10 protein-coding genes are annotated in these 14,033 nt (G+C 69.0%); 3 read left to right on the plus strand and 7 right to left on the minus strand.

Going from position 1 to position 14,033, the window contains the following annotated elements; translation table 11 throughout:
* Nucleotides 1-8: 8 nt before the first annotated feature.
* The 3 genes from nadE to DIE12_RS07490 all read right to left on the minus strand — a co-directional run bounded on the left by nadE (nucleotide 9) and on the right by DIE12_RS07490 (nucleotide 2,444).
* Nucleotides 9-857, minus strand: a complete 849-nt coding sequence (gene nadE, locus DIE12_RS07480; RefSeq protein ID WP_124488689.1) for an ammonia-dependent NAD(+) synthetase — start codon at nucleotides 855-857, stop codon at nucleotides 9-11.
* Between the two features lie 279 nt (nucleotides 858-1,136).
* The gene (locus DIE12_RS07485; RefSeq protein WP_124488688.1) at nucleotides 1,137-2,006 is read right to left on the minus strand and encodes a DMT family transporter; all 870 of its coding nucleotides are present in this window, start codon (nucleotides 2,004-2,006) and stop codon (nucleotides 1,137-1,139) included.
* A gap of 252 nt (nucleotides 2,007-2,258) precedes the next feature.
* Complete coding sequence (locus DIE12_RS07490) at nucleotides 2,259-2,444, minus strand: hypothetical protein (RefSeq protein ID WP_006752380.1); 186 nt, start codon at nucleotides 2,442-2,444, stop codon at nucleotides 2,259-2,261.
* A gap of 205 nt (nucleotides 2,445-2,649) precedes the next feature.
* Between DIE12_RS07490 and DIE12_RS07495 the strand changes: the two genes are divergently transcribed.
* Together DIE12_RS07495 and DIE12_RS07500 are read left to right on the plus strand one after the other, a co-directional pair.
* Nucleotides 2,650-3,408 (plus strand): DeoR/GlpR family DNA-binding transcription regulator, encoded by a 759-nt coding sequence (locus tag DIE12_RS07495; protein ID WP_044848782.1) that lies wholly within the window; start codon nucleotides 2,650-2,652, stop codon nucleotides 3,406-3,408.
* A gap of 104 nt (nucleotides 3,409-3,512) precedes the next feature.
* Nucleotides 3,513-5,336, plus strand: a complete 1,824-nt coding sequence (locus DIE12_RS07500; protein WP_124488687.1) for a phospholipase D-like domain-containing protein — start codon at nucleotides 3,513-3,515, stop codon at nucleotides 5,334-5,336.
* A gap of 139 nt (nucleotides 5,337-5,475) precedes the next feature.
* On the opposite strand, the gene DIE12_RS07505 is transcribed toward DIE12_RS07500, so the two are convergent.
* The 3 genes from DIE12_RS07505 to DIE12_RS07515 form a co-directional block, all read right to left on the minus strand.
* On the minus strand, nucleotides 5,476-6,150 hold the full coding sequence (locus DIE12_RS07505; RefSeq protein WP_044848780.1) for a TetR family transcriptional regulator: 675 nt from the start codon (nucleotides 6,148-6,150) through the stop codon (nucleotides 5,476-5,478).
* Nucleotides 6,151-6,265: 115 nt separating this feature from the next.
* On the minus strand, nucleotides 6,266-7,534 hold the full coding sequence (locus DIE12_RS07510) for an FAD-binding oxidoreductase (RefSeq protein WP_124488686.1): 1,269 nt from the start codon (nucleotides 7,532-7,534) through the stop codon (nucleotides 6,266-6,268).
* 135 nt (nucleotides 7,535-7,669) lie between these two features.
* Nucleotides 7,670-9,250, minus strand: coding sequence for an amino acid permease (locus DIE12_RS07515; RefSeq protein WP_124488685.1), 1,581 nt, complete (start codon nucleotides 9,248-9,250; stop codon nucleotides 7,670-7,672).
* Nucleotides 9,251-9,892: 642 nt separating this feature from the next.
* Between DIE12_RS07515 and DIE12_RS07520 the strand changes: the two genes are divergently transcribed.
* The gene (locus DIE12_RS07520; RefSeq protein WP_044848776.1) at nucleotides 9,893-11,404 is read left to right on the plus strand and encodes an aldehyde dehydrogenase family protein; all 1,512 of its coding nucleotides are present in this window, start codon (nucleotides 9,893-9,895) and stop codon (nucleotides 11,402-11,404) included.
* A gap of 142 nt (nucleotides 11,405-11,546) precedes the next feature.
* Here DIE12_RS07520 and DIE12_RS07525 read toward each other — a convergent pair whose 3' ends face one another.
* The gene (locus tag DIE12_RS07525; RefSeq protein ID WP_124488684.1) at nucleotides 11,547-14,006 is read right to left on the minus strand and encodes a DUF3772 domain-containing protein; all 2,460 of its coding nucleotides are present in this window, start codon (nucleotides 14,004-14,006) and stop codon (nucleotides 11,547-11,549) included.
* Nucleotides 14,007-14,033: the final 27 nt, after the last annotated feature.

Genomic DNA, 14,033 nt, shown 5'->3' on the forward strand with positions numbered 1-14,033 from the left:
GAGCCGGCTTACGCGGCCGGCCAGTCGAACGGCGTGTACGGCAGCGCGCGCTTGTGGCGCGAACCGTCGTAGAAGCGCAGCACCGTTTCGTACACGTTGTCGGCGACGGGTTTGCCTTCGAGGAAATCGTCGATTTCGTCGTAGGTGACGCCGTAGGCGTGCTCGTCGGGGCGCAGCGGACGCAGTTCCTCGAGGTCGGCCGTCGGCACCTTCATCACGATCAGTTCGTCGCCGCCGAGCGCGCGGGCGACCGCACGCACGCGGCGCTTGCTCAGGCCGGCGAGCGGCAGCACGTCCGCGCCGCCGTCGCCGAATTTCGTGAAGAAGCCCATCAGCGATTCGGCCGCGTGGTCGGTGCCGATCACGATGCCGCGCCGCGCGCCGGCCACCGCGTATTGCGCGATCATGCGCTCGCGCGCCTTGATGTTGCCGTGCACGAAGTCCTGCTGGGCCGGGTTTTCGAATGCGTGGCCGGACGCGACGAGCGATGCGAGCATCGCGTCGGCGGCGGGCTTGACGTCGACCGTGAACGTTTCGTCCGCGCGCACGAACGCGAGCGCGCGTTGCGCATCGGCTTCGTCGTTCTGCACGCCGTTCGGCAAGCGCATCGCGATGAAGCGGGCGTCGTAGCCGCCGGCACGCAGCTGTTCGACCGCCAGCTGCGCGAGCCGTCCGGCCGTCGACGAATCGACGCCGCCGCTGATGCCGAGCACGTAGGTCCGCAGGCCGGTCGAACGAAGGTACTGCGCGAGGAAATCGACGCGGCGGGCGATTTCGGCGTCGGCGTCGAAGTGCGGCGTGACGTTCAGTTCGGCAATGATCGCGCGTTGGCGGCTGGCGTAATCGGCGGATGTCATGAAGGTGGTTCCGGAACGAAATGCAAGGCGCCCATCATAAGCGCAATCGCGGCCCGGCGCCGCGCCGGGCATGCGATCCGGCGGCCGCGCGTTGCATCGGCGAGACGCGATGCATCGTCATGGTGCGGCGCGCGGAGCGGCGTCCCCCGGCGTGCGCGCGGATGCTTCGTTTCGAGGCATGGCGGGGCGCGCCACGACGAACCACGAGGCGCGGCACCCGGCGGCGGCGCGACGCCGCGCATGGCGGGGCGCGGTGACGAACCCGCGCGCTCGCCCGCGTCAGCGCCGCGCGAGCACGACGCCCGCCAGCGCGAGCGCGAAGCCGGCGAGCTGGACGGTCGCGAGCGTTTCGCCGAACAGCAGGTAGCCCTGCAGCGCGGCGAGCGGCGGCGCGAGGAACAGCAACGACGTCGCGCGCGCGGCGTTGCCTCGCCGCAGCATCCACATCAGCATCGTGACCGCGCCGCCGGACAGGAACACGACGCCCCACACGAGCGAGATCCACAGCGCCGGTGCGCCGATCCAGCGCGTTTCGTGCAGCAGCACGACGAAGACGGCCGCGACGATCGCCGCGCCGAGGTTCTGCACGGCGACGGCCGTACGCAGGTCGTTCTGCGCGAGCTTGCCCTTCTGGTACAGCGAGCCCGCGGTGATCGAGCCGACCGACAGGATCGACACGGTCACGACGAACCACGCGGGCGCGGCGCCCGCCGGCGGCGCGACGCCGCCCGCGACCTTCGGTGCGAGGACGAGCGCGACGCCGGCGAGCCCGAGCGCCATCCCGAGCCAGCCGCGCGCGGGCAGCCGCTCGTTGAACAGCGGCACCGCGAGCACGGCGGTGGCAAGCGGCTGCAATGCGCCGAGCAGCGCCATCACGCCGGCGTTCAGCCCTTGCGCGACGGCCCAGTAGCTGGCGCCGAGATAGACGCCCTGAAGCAGCGCGCCCGCGATCAGGTGGCGCGGCCATTCGCGGCGCGCCGGCCACGGCGCGCGCGCGGCGAGCGCCACCGCGCCGAACAGCACGGCCGTGCCCGCGAAACGCGCGAGCAGGAACAGGTTCGGGTCGGCGTAGGGCTTGATTGCCCGGGCGACGATGAAGCCGGTGGACCACAGCGCGACGAAAGCCGCGGCGACGAGCGAGGTAAACATGCGTGGCGGGCCGCGATACGGCCGGACGAATCGTGAGCCGGCCAGTATCGGGTGAAGCGGCGCGGCCGTCTTGTCGGATTCTGCATTCGCGCGTGGCGCGTGCGGAACGCATGCAGCAGCGGTGCGCGGCACGTTGGCCGCGGGCGTGATCCGCCACGAGCGCGGCAGCACGCCGGCCGTCCGGTTAGCGGCCGTCCGGGCGAAGGCGCCGCGGCATGAAGGCGCGCCGTGGCGCGCGCAGAGGAACGGGGATCAGTCGAGCGAGAACGTGTCGAGCGGCTGGTTCGCGCGCGCATCGGTCGCGAAGCGTGCGGCGAGCTGTTCGTACAGCCGGCGGGCCTCGTCGAGCGTCAGGTCGATCCAGTACGGATCGCCGGCCCCGTCGTTGAGCCGTTCCGGCGAAAACTGGATTTCGAGCACACTGCCTTTGCGGTACATGACGCAAGCCCCTTGATGGTCTGTCGTTCGGCGAAACGCAGAGTGTAGCAACCGCTTGCCACGCCGATTCGCGCGCATCGGGCAATACAGAATTTCGCTTTCGTGAAACGTGGCCGCGGCCGGACGCACCGCCGTCAAATGGCGGTCAAACGGCCGTAATACAATGGTCGGCCTACCCATTACCAGTCGCCTCGGGCGCATTGCGATGCTGGCGGAACAACGTCATCAATACATTCTGTCGGAGCTCGGACGATCGGGCGCGCTGTCGGTCGCCGAACTCGTGCGCTCGCTCGACGTGTCGCGCGAGACGGTACGGCGCGACCTGAACGCGCTCGCGGCGCGCGGCCTGCTCGTGATGACGCACGGCGGCGCGCTGGCGGCGGATCGCCGCGAGCCGAGCCTGTCCGAGCGTGAGGCGGCGAATGCCGAAGCGAAGCGCACGATCGGGCGACGCGCGGCCGAATTCGTGCCCGACGACGCCTCGGTGCTGATCGACTCGGGCAGCACGCCGCATGCGGTCGCGCTCGCGCTGGCCGACCGGCACCGGCTGTCGATCTACACGAACGACTGGCGCACCGCGTTCGTGCTCGCGCGGCGCAACGGCAATCGCGTGACGCTGCTCGGCGGCGAACTGTCCGACGACGAGGATGCGACGTTCGGGCTCGATACGATCCAGCAGCTCGCGCAGTACCACGTCGATTTCGCGTTCGTCGGCGCGGGCGGCATCACGGCCGATGGCGACTGCACCGACTACTCGCGGCTCGCCGCCGAAGTGCGCAGCCGGATGATCGCGGCGGCCGGCACCGCGATCATCGTCGCCGACCATTCGAAGTTCGGCCGCGTGACGCCGGTGCGGATCAACGGCGCCTCGGCCGCGCGCTATCTCGTCACCGAACGCACGCCGGACAAGGCCGTGCGCCGAGCGCTGACCGCGCGCGGCATCGAGCTGCTCGTGTGCGACTGACGCGGCTCCGACATACAAGGTTCATCGAACGGTCATCGCACGGGAAGATGCGCCTTCGACACTGACTCATTCCTTTCGACCGGCCGCCGCGGCAGGAGCAAAGAATGACCGTCAGCGTACGCAGCTATCTTTCCCCGACCCTGGCTCTCCTCGCTTTCGACTGGCCCGACGCGGCCTCGCGCACCGACTTCCTCGGCTTCGCGATCCGGCGCACGCCGGGCTTCTGGTCGGCCGACGGCAAGACGCGCGCGCCGAACAGCTGGCTGCCGAACCGGCTCACGTTCGACGGCCCGGCCGCCGGCACGCAGGGCGACGCGCCGACCGACCAGGCACCGATCCAGAAATTCATGTGGTGGGACGCGCGCATCGATCCGCAGGATCGCGATGCGTCGTTCCGCTATGACGTCTATCCGGTCGTCGGCACGCCGGAGAACCTGAAGGTGCTCGATGCGCAGGCCGGCGTGTGCGATGTCGTGCTGCCCGCGCACATCGTGGACGGCGTCGGCACGTGGTTCAATCGCGCGGTGGTCAGTTCGCAGGCGTTCGCGAAGCAGGTCGCGGCGCTGGGTCTTGCGCCGAATGCGGCGCCGAGCGCGGACCAGGCGTTGAAGCTGCGCACGTGGCTCGCGAACGACATGGAACAGGTGTTCGCGGAGATGCTCGACCCCGCGTCGCGCGCGGTCTCGGCCGTCTATCACCTGACGGACACGCTGTGGGCGTTGCCCGCATTCGAGGCGTTCGGACGGCAGCACGGCGAAGCGTCGCTTGCGATCGTCTACGACGCGCACGTGACCGCCCGCAAGGGCAAGCCGCCGCTGCCGTCGCCGAACCAGCCGGCCGTCGACGCGCTGCAGGGCCTCGCGACGCGCGCGCCGCGCGACAGGACGCACATCATGCACGACAAGTTCATCGTGACCGACGCACCGGCGAACGGGGCGACTGCGCCGACGCCCGCGCGTGTGCTGACCGGTTCCGCGAACTTCACGACCGAAGGGCTGACTGAGCAGGCGAACGTGCTGCACGCATTCGATTCGCCGGCGCTCGCGGCGCTGTACAACGCGCGTGCGCAGGCGCTGGCCGCGAATCCGCCGATCGCGGAGACGGCGAGGTTGTCGCCGGGCTGGTCCGAGCCGCTGACGATCGGCAGCGCGCAGGTGCGTGTCGCGTTTTCGCCGGAGCCGGCGGGGCAGCGCACCGAGATCGATACGATCGTCGCCGCGATCGCGGCCGCGCAGCATTCGGTGTCGTTCTGCCTGTTCATGCCGACCGACGCGGCGCTGCGCGACGCATGCTTTGCCGCCGGCGACCGCGGCCTGATGATGTTCGGCCTGGTGAACCGCATCAACGCCGGCAGCGCGACGCAGGCCGATGCCGCGCAGCACGACGGCCGGCCGCTCGATGCGGCGACGCTCGCGAACCTCGAGCTTTACCATCGCCGGCGCGATCATCGCGACGTGATCGACGCCGCGTATTTTTCACCGGCGACGGTGCCGCAGGGTTTCGAGCCGGAACTGCGCCTCTTTCCGGGCGAGCCGGCGCCGGCCTATCCGCCGGTCGTGATCCACCACAAGTTCATCGTGATCGATGCGGAAGGCGCGAACCCGATCGTCTATACGGGTTCGGCGAACATGAGCCGCAATTCCGAGCAGTACAACGACGAGAACCTGCTGGAGATTCGCGACGCGCGGATCGCGGCGATCTATCTCGCGGAATTCCTGCGGCTCTACGAGCACTACCGCGCGCGGGCGCTGTCGATCGAGTCGCAACGGCAGGGCGCCGGTGCGCATCGGCACCTCGCGCTCGCACCGGATTCGAGCTGGGCGAAGAAGTATTACGTGGCGGGCAGCCCGGAAGAGAAGGCGCGGATCGCATTGGCGTCGGCGCCGACGGACTGGCACGAGGCGGAAGTTCGGCCTGAGGCGGCCTGAGCGGCCTGAGCGGCTTGAAGGAACGCGCCGCGTGAATCCGGCTCATGCCGGTTGCAAGCGTCGTAGTGTCAGTCGGGAGAGGGCCGGGCGGCGGGTTCAGCGCTCGTCGCCGGCCTTCGGATGAAACCGCGCGATGCGCTTACGCGGCGACGTAGCGCAGCACGGAATCGGCGATCGTCTCGCGATGCCGCGCGCGCAGCCGCGGCGCCGACGGATCGCGGCCGAACGCGGCGCCGAACGTATAGCGGTTCGACACGCGGTGGAAGCAGAACGAGCTGATCAGCAGATGCAGGTCGAACGCGTCGATGTCCTTGCGGAACGCGCCGCTCGCCGCGCCGCGCTCGAGCAGTTCCTCGAGCGTCTTGATGATGCTGACGTTGCGGTTCTTGAACGACTTCAGCTGTTCGAGATACTTCGCGCCGTGGATGTTCTCGATCGACACGAGGCGGACGAAGTCGCGATGCTTGTCGTGATAGTCGAACGTGAATTCGACGAGCCGGCGCATGCCTTCGCGCGGCTCCATGTCGCCGACGTGCAGTTCCTGCTCGAGCGCGCGGATGTCGCCGTACACCTTCTCCAGCACGGCCTCGTACAGGCCTTCCTTGCTTTCGAAGTAGTAGTAGAGCATCCGCTTCGTCGTGTTGGTACGCTCGGCGATCGCGTCGACGCGCGCGCCGGCGAGGCCCATCGCGGAAAACTCCTGCGTGGCGACGTCGAGGATGTTGCGCTTGGTTTGCTCGGGATCGTATTTGCGCCGCGCATCGGTCGCAAGCGCGCGGCTTTCGGACGTGGCGGCCTTGCTTCCAGCTTTCATGTGACTTTGTTGTGGGTTCGCGGCGGCATGAAGAAATCATTCTAGCATGCGGGAAATCGCCGCCCGGCCGACCTTCTGCTCTAATCGGCCGCGCGGTTTCGGCGGCCGTCGCCGCTCAGCGCCGGCACGACGCGAGCGCGTCGCGGGCCTGGTACGCGGTGTACGTGAGCTGCGCGGCCGCGAGGCCGGCGAGCCCGAACGTGCGCGTGAGCCCGAACGCGGCGAAGCCTTCCGGCACCGGCTGCTCCCCGGCCAGCGCGGCGGCGAGCGCTTCGCCGGCGACGGTGGTGGGCGCCATCCCGTGACCGCCGAATGCGATCGCGTGCCACACGCCGTCCGCGTCGCGGCCGATCTGCGGCATCTTGTGCCGCGCGTAGCTCATCAGCCCGCCCCATGCATACTCGACCTTCACGCCGTCGAGCTGCGGATACACGCGCAGCAGGTCGCGCCGCAGCAGCCGCGCGATCGCGTCGGGGCCGCGGTCGAGCACCGAGATCCGGCCGCCCCACAGAATCCGCGTGTCCTTCAGCGGCCGGTAGTAGTCGAACGCGAAACGCGTGTCGTAGATCGCGTACGGCGCGTCGATCGCGTCCGGCAGCCGCGTGCCGAGCGGCTCGGTCGCGATCACGTAGGTCGCGATCGGCAGCACCGCGCGCTCGATGCGCGGCGACACGCCGCGCGCATAGCCGCCGCCGGCGAACACGACGTCCTTCGCGCGCACCGTGCCCTGCGCCGTGCGCACGACGTAGCCGGCGCCCTCGCGCGCGATGCCGAGCGCGGCCGAGCGTTCGTACACGCGTGCGCCGCCGCGCGAGGCGGCCGCCGCGACGCCGAGCACGTACTTGAGCGGATGGAAGTGGAACGCGTTCGGCTCGAACAGGCCGCCGTAATAGCGCTGCGTCTTCAGCCGCGCGCGCAGCGCGTCGGTCGCAACCGGTTCCCAGTCGACGTCGAATTCCTGCTTCATCAGCGTGCGCACGCCATCGAGCCGCGACGGATCGTCGAACCAGTTGGCGAGCATCACGCCCTCGTCGACGATGTCGCAGTCGATGCCGTAGCGGGCAATCCGCGCGCGGATCAGGTCGACCGCATCGACGGTGAGCCGGTACAGGCGGCGGCCTTCGTCGCGGCCGAGCGTGCGCAGCAGGTCCGCGTTGTCGAGGCTGTAGCCGCCGAACACGAAGCCGCCGTTGCGGCCGGACGCGCCGAAGCCGACCCGTTCGCCGTCGAGCACGACGACATCCCGCACGCCGCGCTCGACGAGGCCGAGCGCCGTGCACAGGCCGGCGAGGCCGCCGCCGACGATGCAGACCTGCGTGTCGATCGTGCCGGTCAGTTGCGGGTAGGGCTGGCGGGTAACGGTGGCTTCGTAGAAGTTCTGCATGCGTTTTCGATGACTCGTGACGACGGAAAAACGGACGGCGCGCGTCGATCTTGCCTGAACGCGCGCGCCGCGTCGAATGGGGTGTTCAGCGCACCGGCCGCCGCGGTCGGGCGGCGGCTGGCGCGCGGCCGGGCATCATGCGCCCGGCGTCGGGTTGACCGGAGCGGCGATGTAGGCCGGATAACCGGCGTCGGTCTTGACCGTGGCGTCGGGCGCCGCGTTGCGCTCGATCCACGGCGCGATCTCCATGTCCTCGTAGCGGACGAGGCGGCATTTGCGCACCAGCGCGTAGCCGAGCCAGATCGCGAGGAAGAACGGCAGGCCGATGTAGGTCGCGGCGATGCCGGCCCAGTCGATCCTGTCGGCGAGGAACGCCTGGTAGTCCTGGCCGAGCGCGACGATCGCGCACAGCGCGAACGCGAACAGCGGCCCGAACGGGAACCACTTCGACCGGTACGGCAGCTGGTCGAGCCGGTAGCCCTGCTTCAGGAAGCCCTTGCGGAACCGGTAGTGGCTGACCGCGATGCCGAGCCAGGTGATGAAGCCGGCCATGCCCGACGTGTTCAGCAGCCACAGGTAGACGGTCTTATCGCCATACAGCGACGTGAGGAAGCACAGCGCGCCGACGGCGGTCGTCGCGTACAGCGCGTTGCGCGGCACGCCGCCCGGCGACAGCTTCGCGAACAGCTTCGGCGCGCGGCCCTCGACCGCGAGGTTGTAGAGCATCCGGGTCGACGCGTACATGCCCGAGTTGCCGGCCGACAGCACGGCCGTCAGGATCACCGCGTTCATCACGCCGGCCGCGAACGCGAGGCCCGCGTGGCGGAACACGAGCGTAAACGGGCTCACGCCGACGTCGGTCACGTCGCTCTTCAGCAGGCTCGGGTCGGTGTACGGAATCAGCACGCCGATCACGAAGATCGCGAACACGTAGAAGAGCAGGATGCGCCAGAAGATCTGGCTGACCGCGCGCGGGATCGTCGTGCGCGGGTTCTCCGATTCGCCGGCCGCGACGCCGATCATTTCGGTGCCCTGGAACGAGAAGCCCGCGATCATCGCGACGCCGAGCATCGTGGCCCACCCGCCCGCGAACGGCGCGTCGCCGATCGTGAAGTTGCCCCAGCCCGCGCTCGGGCCGCCCTGCATGATCCCGAAGATCATCAGCAGGCCGACGCCGACGAACGCGAGCACCGTCAGCACCTTGATCAGCGCGAACCAGTATTCGGCTTCGCCGAAGCCGCGCACCGACAGCGCGTTGAGCGCGAAGATCAAGGTGAGGAAGATCGCGCTCCACCAGACGCCCGGCACGTGCGGGAACCAGTAGTGCATCACGAGCTGCGCGGCGACGAGTTCCACCGCGAGCGTCACGGCCCAGCTGTACCAGTAGTTCCAGCCGAGTGCGAAGCCGAAGCCTTCGTCGACGAATTTCGCGCCGTAGGTCGCGAACGAGCCCGACACCGGCATGAACGCGGCCATTTCGCCGAGGCTCGTCATCAGGAAATAGACCATCAGGCCGATCAGCATGTACGCGACCAGCGCGCCGCCGGGGCCGGCCTGCGAGATCGACGCGCCGGACGCGACGAACAGGCCGGTGCCGATCGAGCCGCCGATCGCGATCATCCGCAGATGGCGCGCCTGCAGGCTGCGGTGGAGGGACGGCTGCGCGGGCGGCGAGCCGGACGGACGGGGCGAGTCGGGGCGGGCATCTGAATGCATGGCGGGTGCTGGGCGCTGTCTCCGGGATTGTTTTTTGGTTACGAAGGGCGGCGCGTTGCCGGCCGCCGGCCGGGCGGCGGCGCTGCTTCGCGGGGCTGGTCCGGATCGACCGGGACCGCCGGGCCGCGACGCGTGTTGCCTTCGTCTGTCGTCGGCCGCCCGTTGGGCGGCCGTCGGCGCTCCGGGTGCGGTGCACCTCGACGCCGCCCCGATTGTGGGTGCCGGCCGCAAGCGCCGCAAACGATATTTCCGCACAGGGTGATGCAACTTTGTCATCAACTTGCCGCGCATCGAAACCGCCCCGGCGGCCCGGCCATCGGCCTTGGATACGTCCCATGCCGGTGCCGAAGCGGGCGGATTCGTCCCGCTGGGTTGTTGCGTTTTGGGAATGAAGTCGTGAGTTAATATCAATAGCGGCCGGACTTGTGGCCATCGACAATGTGTCTCATGGATCGTGCCTCGCGAGGCGGGGGCGCGCCGCCCGGCCGGGTTTCCGGCGGCGGCGCTGCGCGATGCGCCGTGCGGCGCACCGGGCCTGCCGAGCTGCGCATCCGCTTGCACAGGGCGCACGAACGCGCTCCAATCGAATCACGCGGGCGGCGTCGCCGCCGCACCGATCAATCTGTCCCTGAAGAGGAAGTGATGCAATTCAACGACATTCTTGCTGCGCTCGACATCGATCTCGCCCAGTGGAAAGGCAATGCGCTGACCGCGCGTTCGCCGCTCGACGGCGCGACGCTCGCGACGCTGGCGGTCGACTCGCCCGCCGACGCCGAGCGCAAGATCGACGCCGCGCACGACGCATTCCTCAAGTGGCGCACGGTGCCGGCGCCGGTGCGCGGCGAGCTCGTGCGCGTGTTCGGCAACGTGCTGCGCGAGCACAAGGCCGAGCTCGGCCGCCTCGTCACGCTCGAGGCCGGCAAGATCACGTCGGAAGGCCTTGGCGAAGTGCAGGAAATGATCGACATCTGCGATTTCGCGGTCGGCCTGTCGCGCCAGCTTTACGGCCTGACGATCGCGTCCGAGCGCCCGGGCCACCGGATGATGGAAACGTGGCACCCGATCGGCGTGTGCGGCGTGATCTCGGCGTTCAACTTCCCGGTCGCGGTGTGGGCGTGGAATGCCGCGCTGGCGTTCGTGTGCGGCGATTCGGTCGTGTGGAAGCCGTCCGAGAAGACGCCACTCACGGCAATCGCGTGCCACGTGCTGCTCCAGAAGGCGATCCGCGAATTCGACAAGACGCATCCGGGTGTCGCGCCGGCGGAGCTGAGCCAGCTGGTGCTCGGCATGCGCGATGTCGGCGAGGTGCTGACGGCGTCGAAGAAGGTGCCGGTCGTCAGCGCGACGGGCAGCGTGCGGATGGGCCAGGAAGTCGCGAAGGTGCTGAGCCAGCGTCTCGCGCGCGGCATCCTCGAACTCGGCGGCAACAACGGGATGATCGTCGCGCCGAGCGCGGATCTGGATCTCGTCGTGCGTGCAGTTACGTTCGCGGCGGTCGGCACGGCCGGCCAGCGCTGCACGACGCTGCGCCGCCTGATCGTGCATCGCAGCCTGGTCGAGCAATTGCTGCCGCGCATCGAGAAGGCCTACGCGTCGGTGAAGGTCGGCAACCCGCTTGAAGAAGGCACGCTGGTCGGCCCGCTGGTCGATCGCGCGTCGTTCGATGCGATGCAGAAGGCGCTGGGCGACGCACGCGAGCAGGGCGGCGAGGTGAAGGGCGGCGAGCGCGTCGACGTCGGTCACGCGGATGCGTACTACGTGCGCCCGGCCATCGTACGGATGCCGAAGCAATCGGCCGTGGTCGAGCGCGAGACGTTCGCGCCGATCCTGTACGTGATGGTCTACGACAACTTCGACGATGCGATCGAACTGCACAACGCGGTGCCGCAAGGCCTGTCGTCGGCGATCTTCACGAACGACATGCGCGAGGCCGAGCAGTTCATGTCGGCAGCGGGCAGCGACTGCGGGATCGTCAACGTGAACATCGGCACGAGCGGCGCGGAGATCGGCGGCGCGTTCGGCGGCGAGAAGGAAACGGGCGGCGGCCGCGAGTCGGGTTCGGATGCGTGGAAGGCGTATATGCGCCGGGCGACGAACACGATCAACTACAGCCGTCAGTTGCCGCTGGCGCAGGGCGTGAAGTTCGACGTCTGACGGAGCGCGTCCGGGAGGGCGCCGCGACGGTCGAATCGATCGAATGACAAGGGCCGGTTGCCGCGAAAGCGGTAACCGGCCCTTGTCGCTTGCGGCGATGCGTGCGCGCCGATGCCCGATCGGCGCATGCCCGCTCGATCGCTTACTCGTGCGGGGCGGAAGCGTCGCTTGCCGGCATGTTCTGCACGACCAGCATCTGCGGCGTCGACAGCGTGATCTGCGCCGCCCGCAACTGCTTGAGGATCTCGAACAGCAGGTCGCTCTTCGTCGAGCTGGCGATCCGCGGGCTCGCCACGTAGCCCGTGACGCTCAGCGTGATCCCGTCCGGCGCGAGCTGGCTGAACGTGACCGACGGCGCCGGCTTGTCGAGAATCGCCGGGTGCTCGCGATACGCGTCGAGCAGCAGGTCGCGCACCTGCTCGGGGTCGGTGTTCAGCGGGAACGTGAGCATCAGCGTCGCGACGCCCTGCGTGCTGTTGCCCATCGTCACGTTGCGCACGTTCTGCGAGATCAGTTGCGAGTTCGGCACGATGACGGTCGAGCGGTCGCTGAGCTGGATCTCGGTCGCGCGCACGTTGATGCGGCGGATGTCGCCTTCGACGCCCGCGATGCTGACCATGTCGCCCACCTTCACCGGCCGCTCGGTCAGCAGGATCAGCCCCGACACGAAGTTCTTCACGATCTCCTGCAGGCCGAAACCGATACCGACCGACAGCGCGCTGACGATCCACGCGAGGTTGCTCCACCTGACGCCGAGCAGCCCCAGCGTCATCAGCACGAGCAGCACGTAGCCGACGTTGGTGAACAGCGTGATCAGCGACACGCGCATCCCCGCGTCCATGCCGAGCGCCGGCATGAACTCGCCGTCGAGCCAGCGGCGCACCGAGCGCAGCAGGTAGAAGCCGATCGCGAACCCGATCACCGCGTTGAGGATCCGGTCGGGCATGATGTTCAGGCTCTGCAGCCGCTGGCCGCCGATCATCGCGACCGCGCTGTCGAGCAGGTCGCTCGGCGTCGTGCCGAAGCCGCCCGTCAGCAGCGCGATCGCCGCGATCAGCATCAGCAGGCTCGTGCCGAGGCCGGACACGACGGTGTGGGCCTGGTCGAGATGCCGGTCGTCGAGCGCGAACAGGTGCTTGATCTGCTTGCCGGTCGACAGGTTCGCGGAGAACAGGCTTTCGCTCGCGTCGCGCGTCAGCTGCGTCAGGATGTAGACGCTGCACACCACGATCTCGAACCAGACGAGCTCGTACGTGATGAAGCGCGCGACCGTGATGTAGCCGATCAGCAGCGCGACCAGCGACACGACGATCGCCAGCGTGACGCCGGCGTGAATCAGCCCGGCGAGCGTCGAGCGTTGCTCGGGCGCCTCGCCGGATGCCGCCAGCGCGGTGCGGACGCGATTCGCGCGCAGGATCGACGCGCCGACGGTCAGCGCGACGACGAGCGAGACGATGCCGCGGCCGAACAGCGTGACGGACAGGCTGGTATCGACGATCCGGTTGATCGACTCGAGCGTGCCGGACATCAGCAGCAGCGCGGCCAGCACGCCGGGGAACGGCTTCATCGCGAGCGCGACGGGATCGGCGAGCGCCGGCAGCCGCCATGACGGATGCTTCGTGCAGAGCAGCGCGCGGCCGAGGCCGGCGATCAGCGCGCAGGTCACGGCGAGCTTCGCGAACTGGTCCCACAGATCGGTCATCGAAGACGTGAGTTCGGAGTGGCGGGCGAGCGCGAGATAGAGGATCTGTACGGCGACCGCGGTCGCGAGCAGTGTCGAGAACGCCGTCGCCAGCGCCAGCGCGCTGCGGCGCAGCCGGGTGGGCGGCAGGCGGTTCAGGCAGAACCACGCGAGCCCGCGTTCGACGACGCGGCGGCCGCCGAGCCAGGCAGCGAGCGCGGCGATCAGCAGCAGCGTGGTGATGGCGCGCTGGCCGGGTGTCCAGGACGAGCGCAGCATGTCGCGCAGTTCGTCGTTGAAGTCCTCGAGCCGCTGGACGTCGTCCGGCGACAGGTGGAACAGCGGCAGCCAGAACTGCGCGCCGAAGATGCTGCCCGAACGGAACGCGAGCTGGTTCTTCAGCAGGCTGCGGTGCAGCTTCGCGAACTGGTCGTTCAGGTTCGCGAGGTTGGTCTTCTGGTCGGCGGCCTGTTTCAGCGCCGCGTCGATCTGCGCCTTGCGCGCGTTCAGCGTCTCCCGCTGCTGTTCGACGGCAGGTGTTTCGGGCGATGCGCCCGGCGCCGGCGGCGGGCCGAGGACGTCGAGCTGCGCCTGGACTTGCGTGCGCTGCGGCGCGAGCTGGCTCTGCAGCTTGTCGACGTCGGCGCTCAGTTCCTGGGTCGCGTCGCCGAGCTCGTCGAGCTCCTTGCTGTTGGTCGCGTTCGATGTCTGCTGCTTGATGCGGTCCTGTTGCACCTGCATCTGCTTGAGCCGCGCAACCGCGTCGTTCAGCGAAATGGTCGGCACGGGGACGCCGACGCCGCTCGCGCCCGGTGCGGACGCAGCCGTCGGAAACGCCGACGCGGTCGCGATCGCCGCGAACTGCAGCAGTGCGAACAGCGCGATCCGGCGTGCGTACGTGGAGAGTCGTTGTATGAACATGGAATGCTTACGTTTTGCCGACAATGC

The organism is Burkholderia sp. Bp9015, assembly GCF_003853505.1.
GTDB lineage: Bacteria > Pseudomonadota > Gammaproteobacteria > Burkholderiales > Burkholderiaceae > Burkholderia.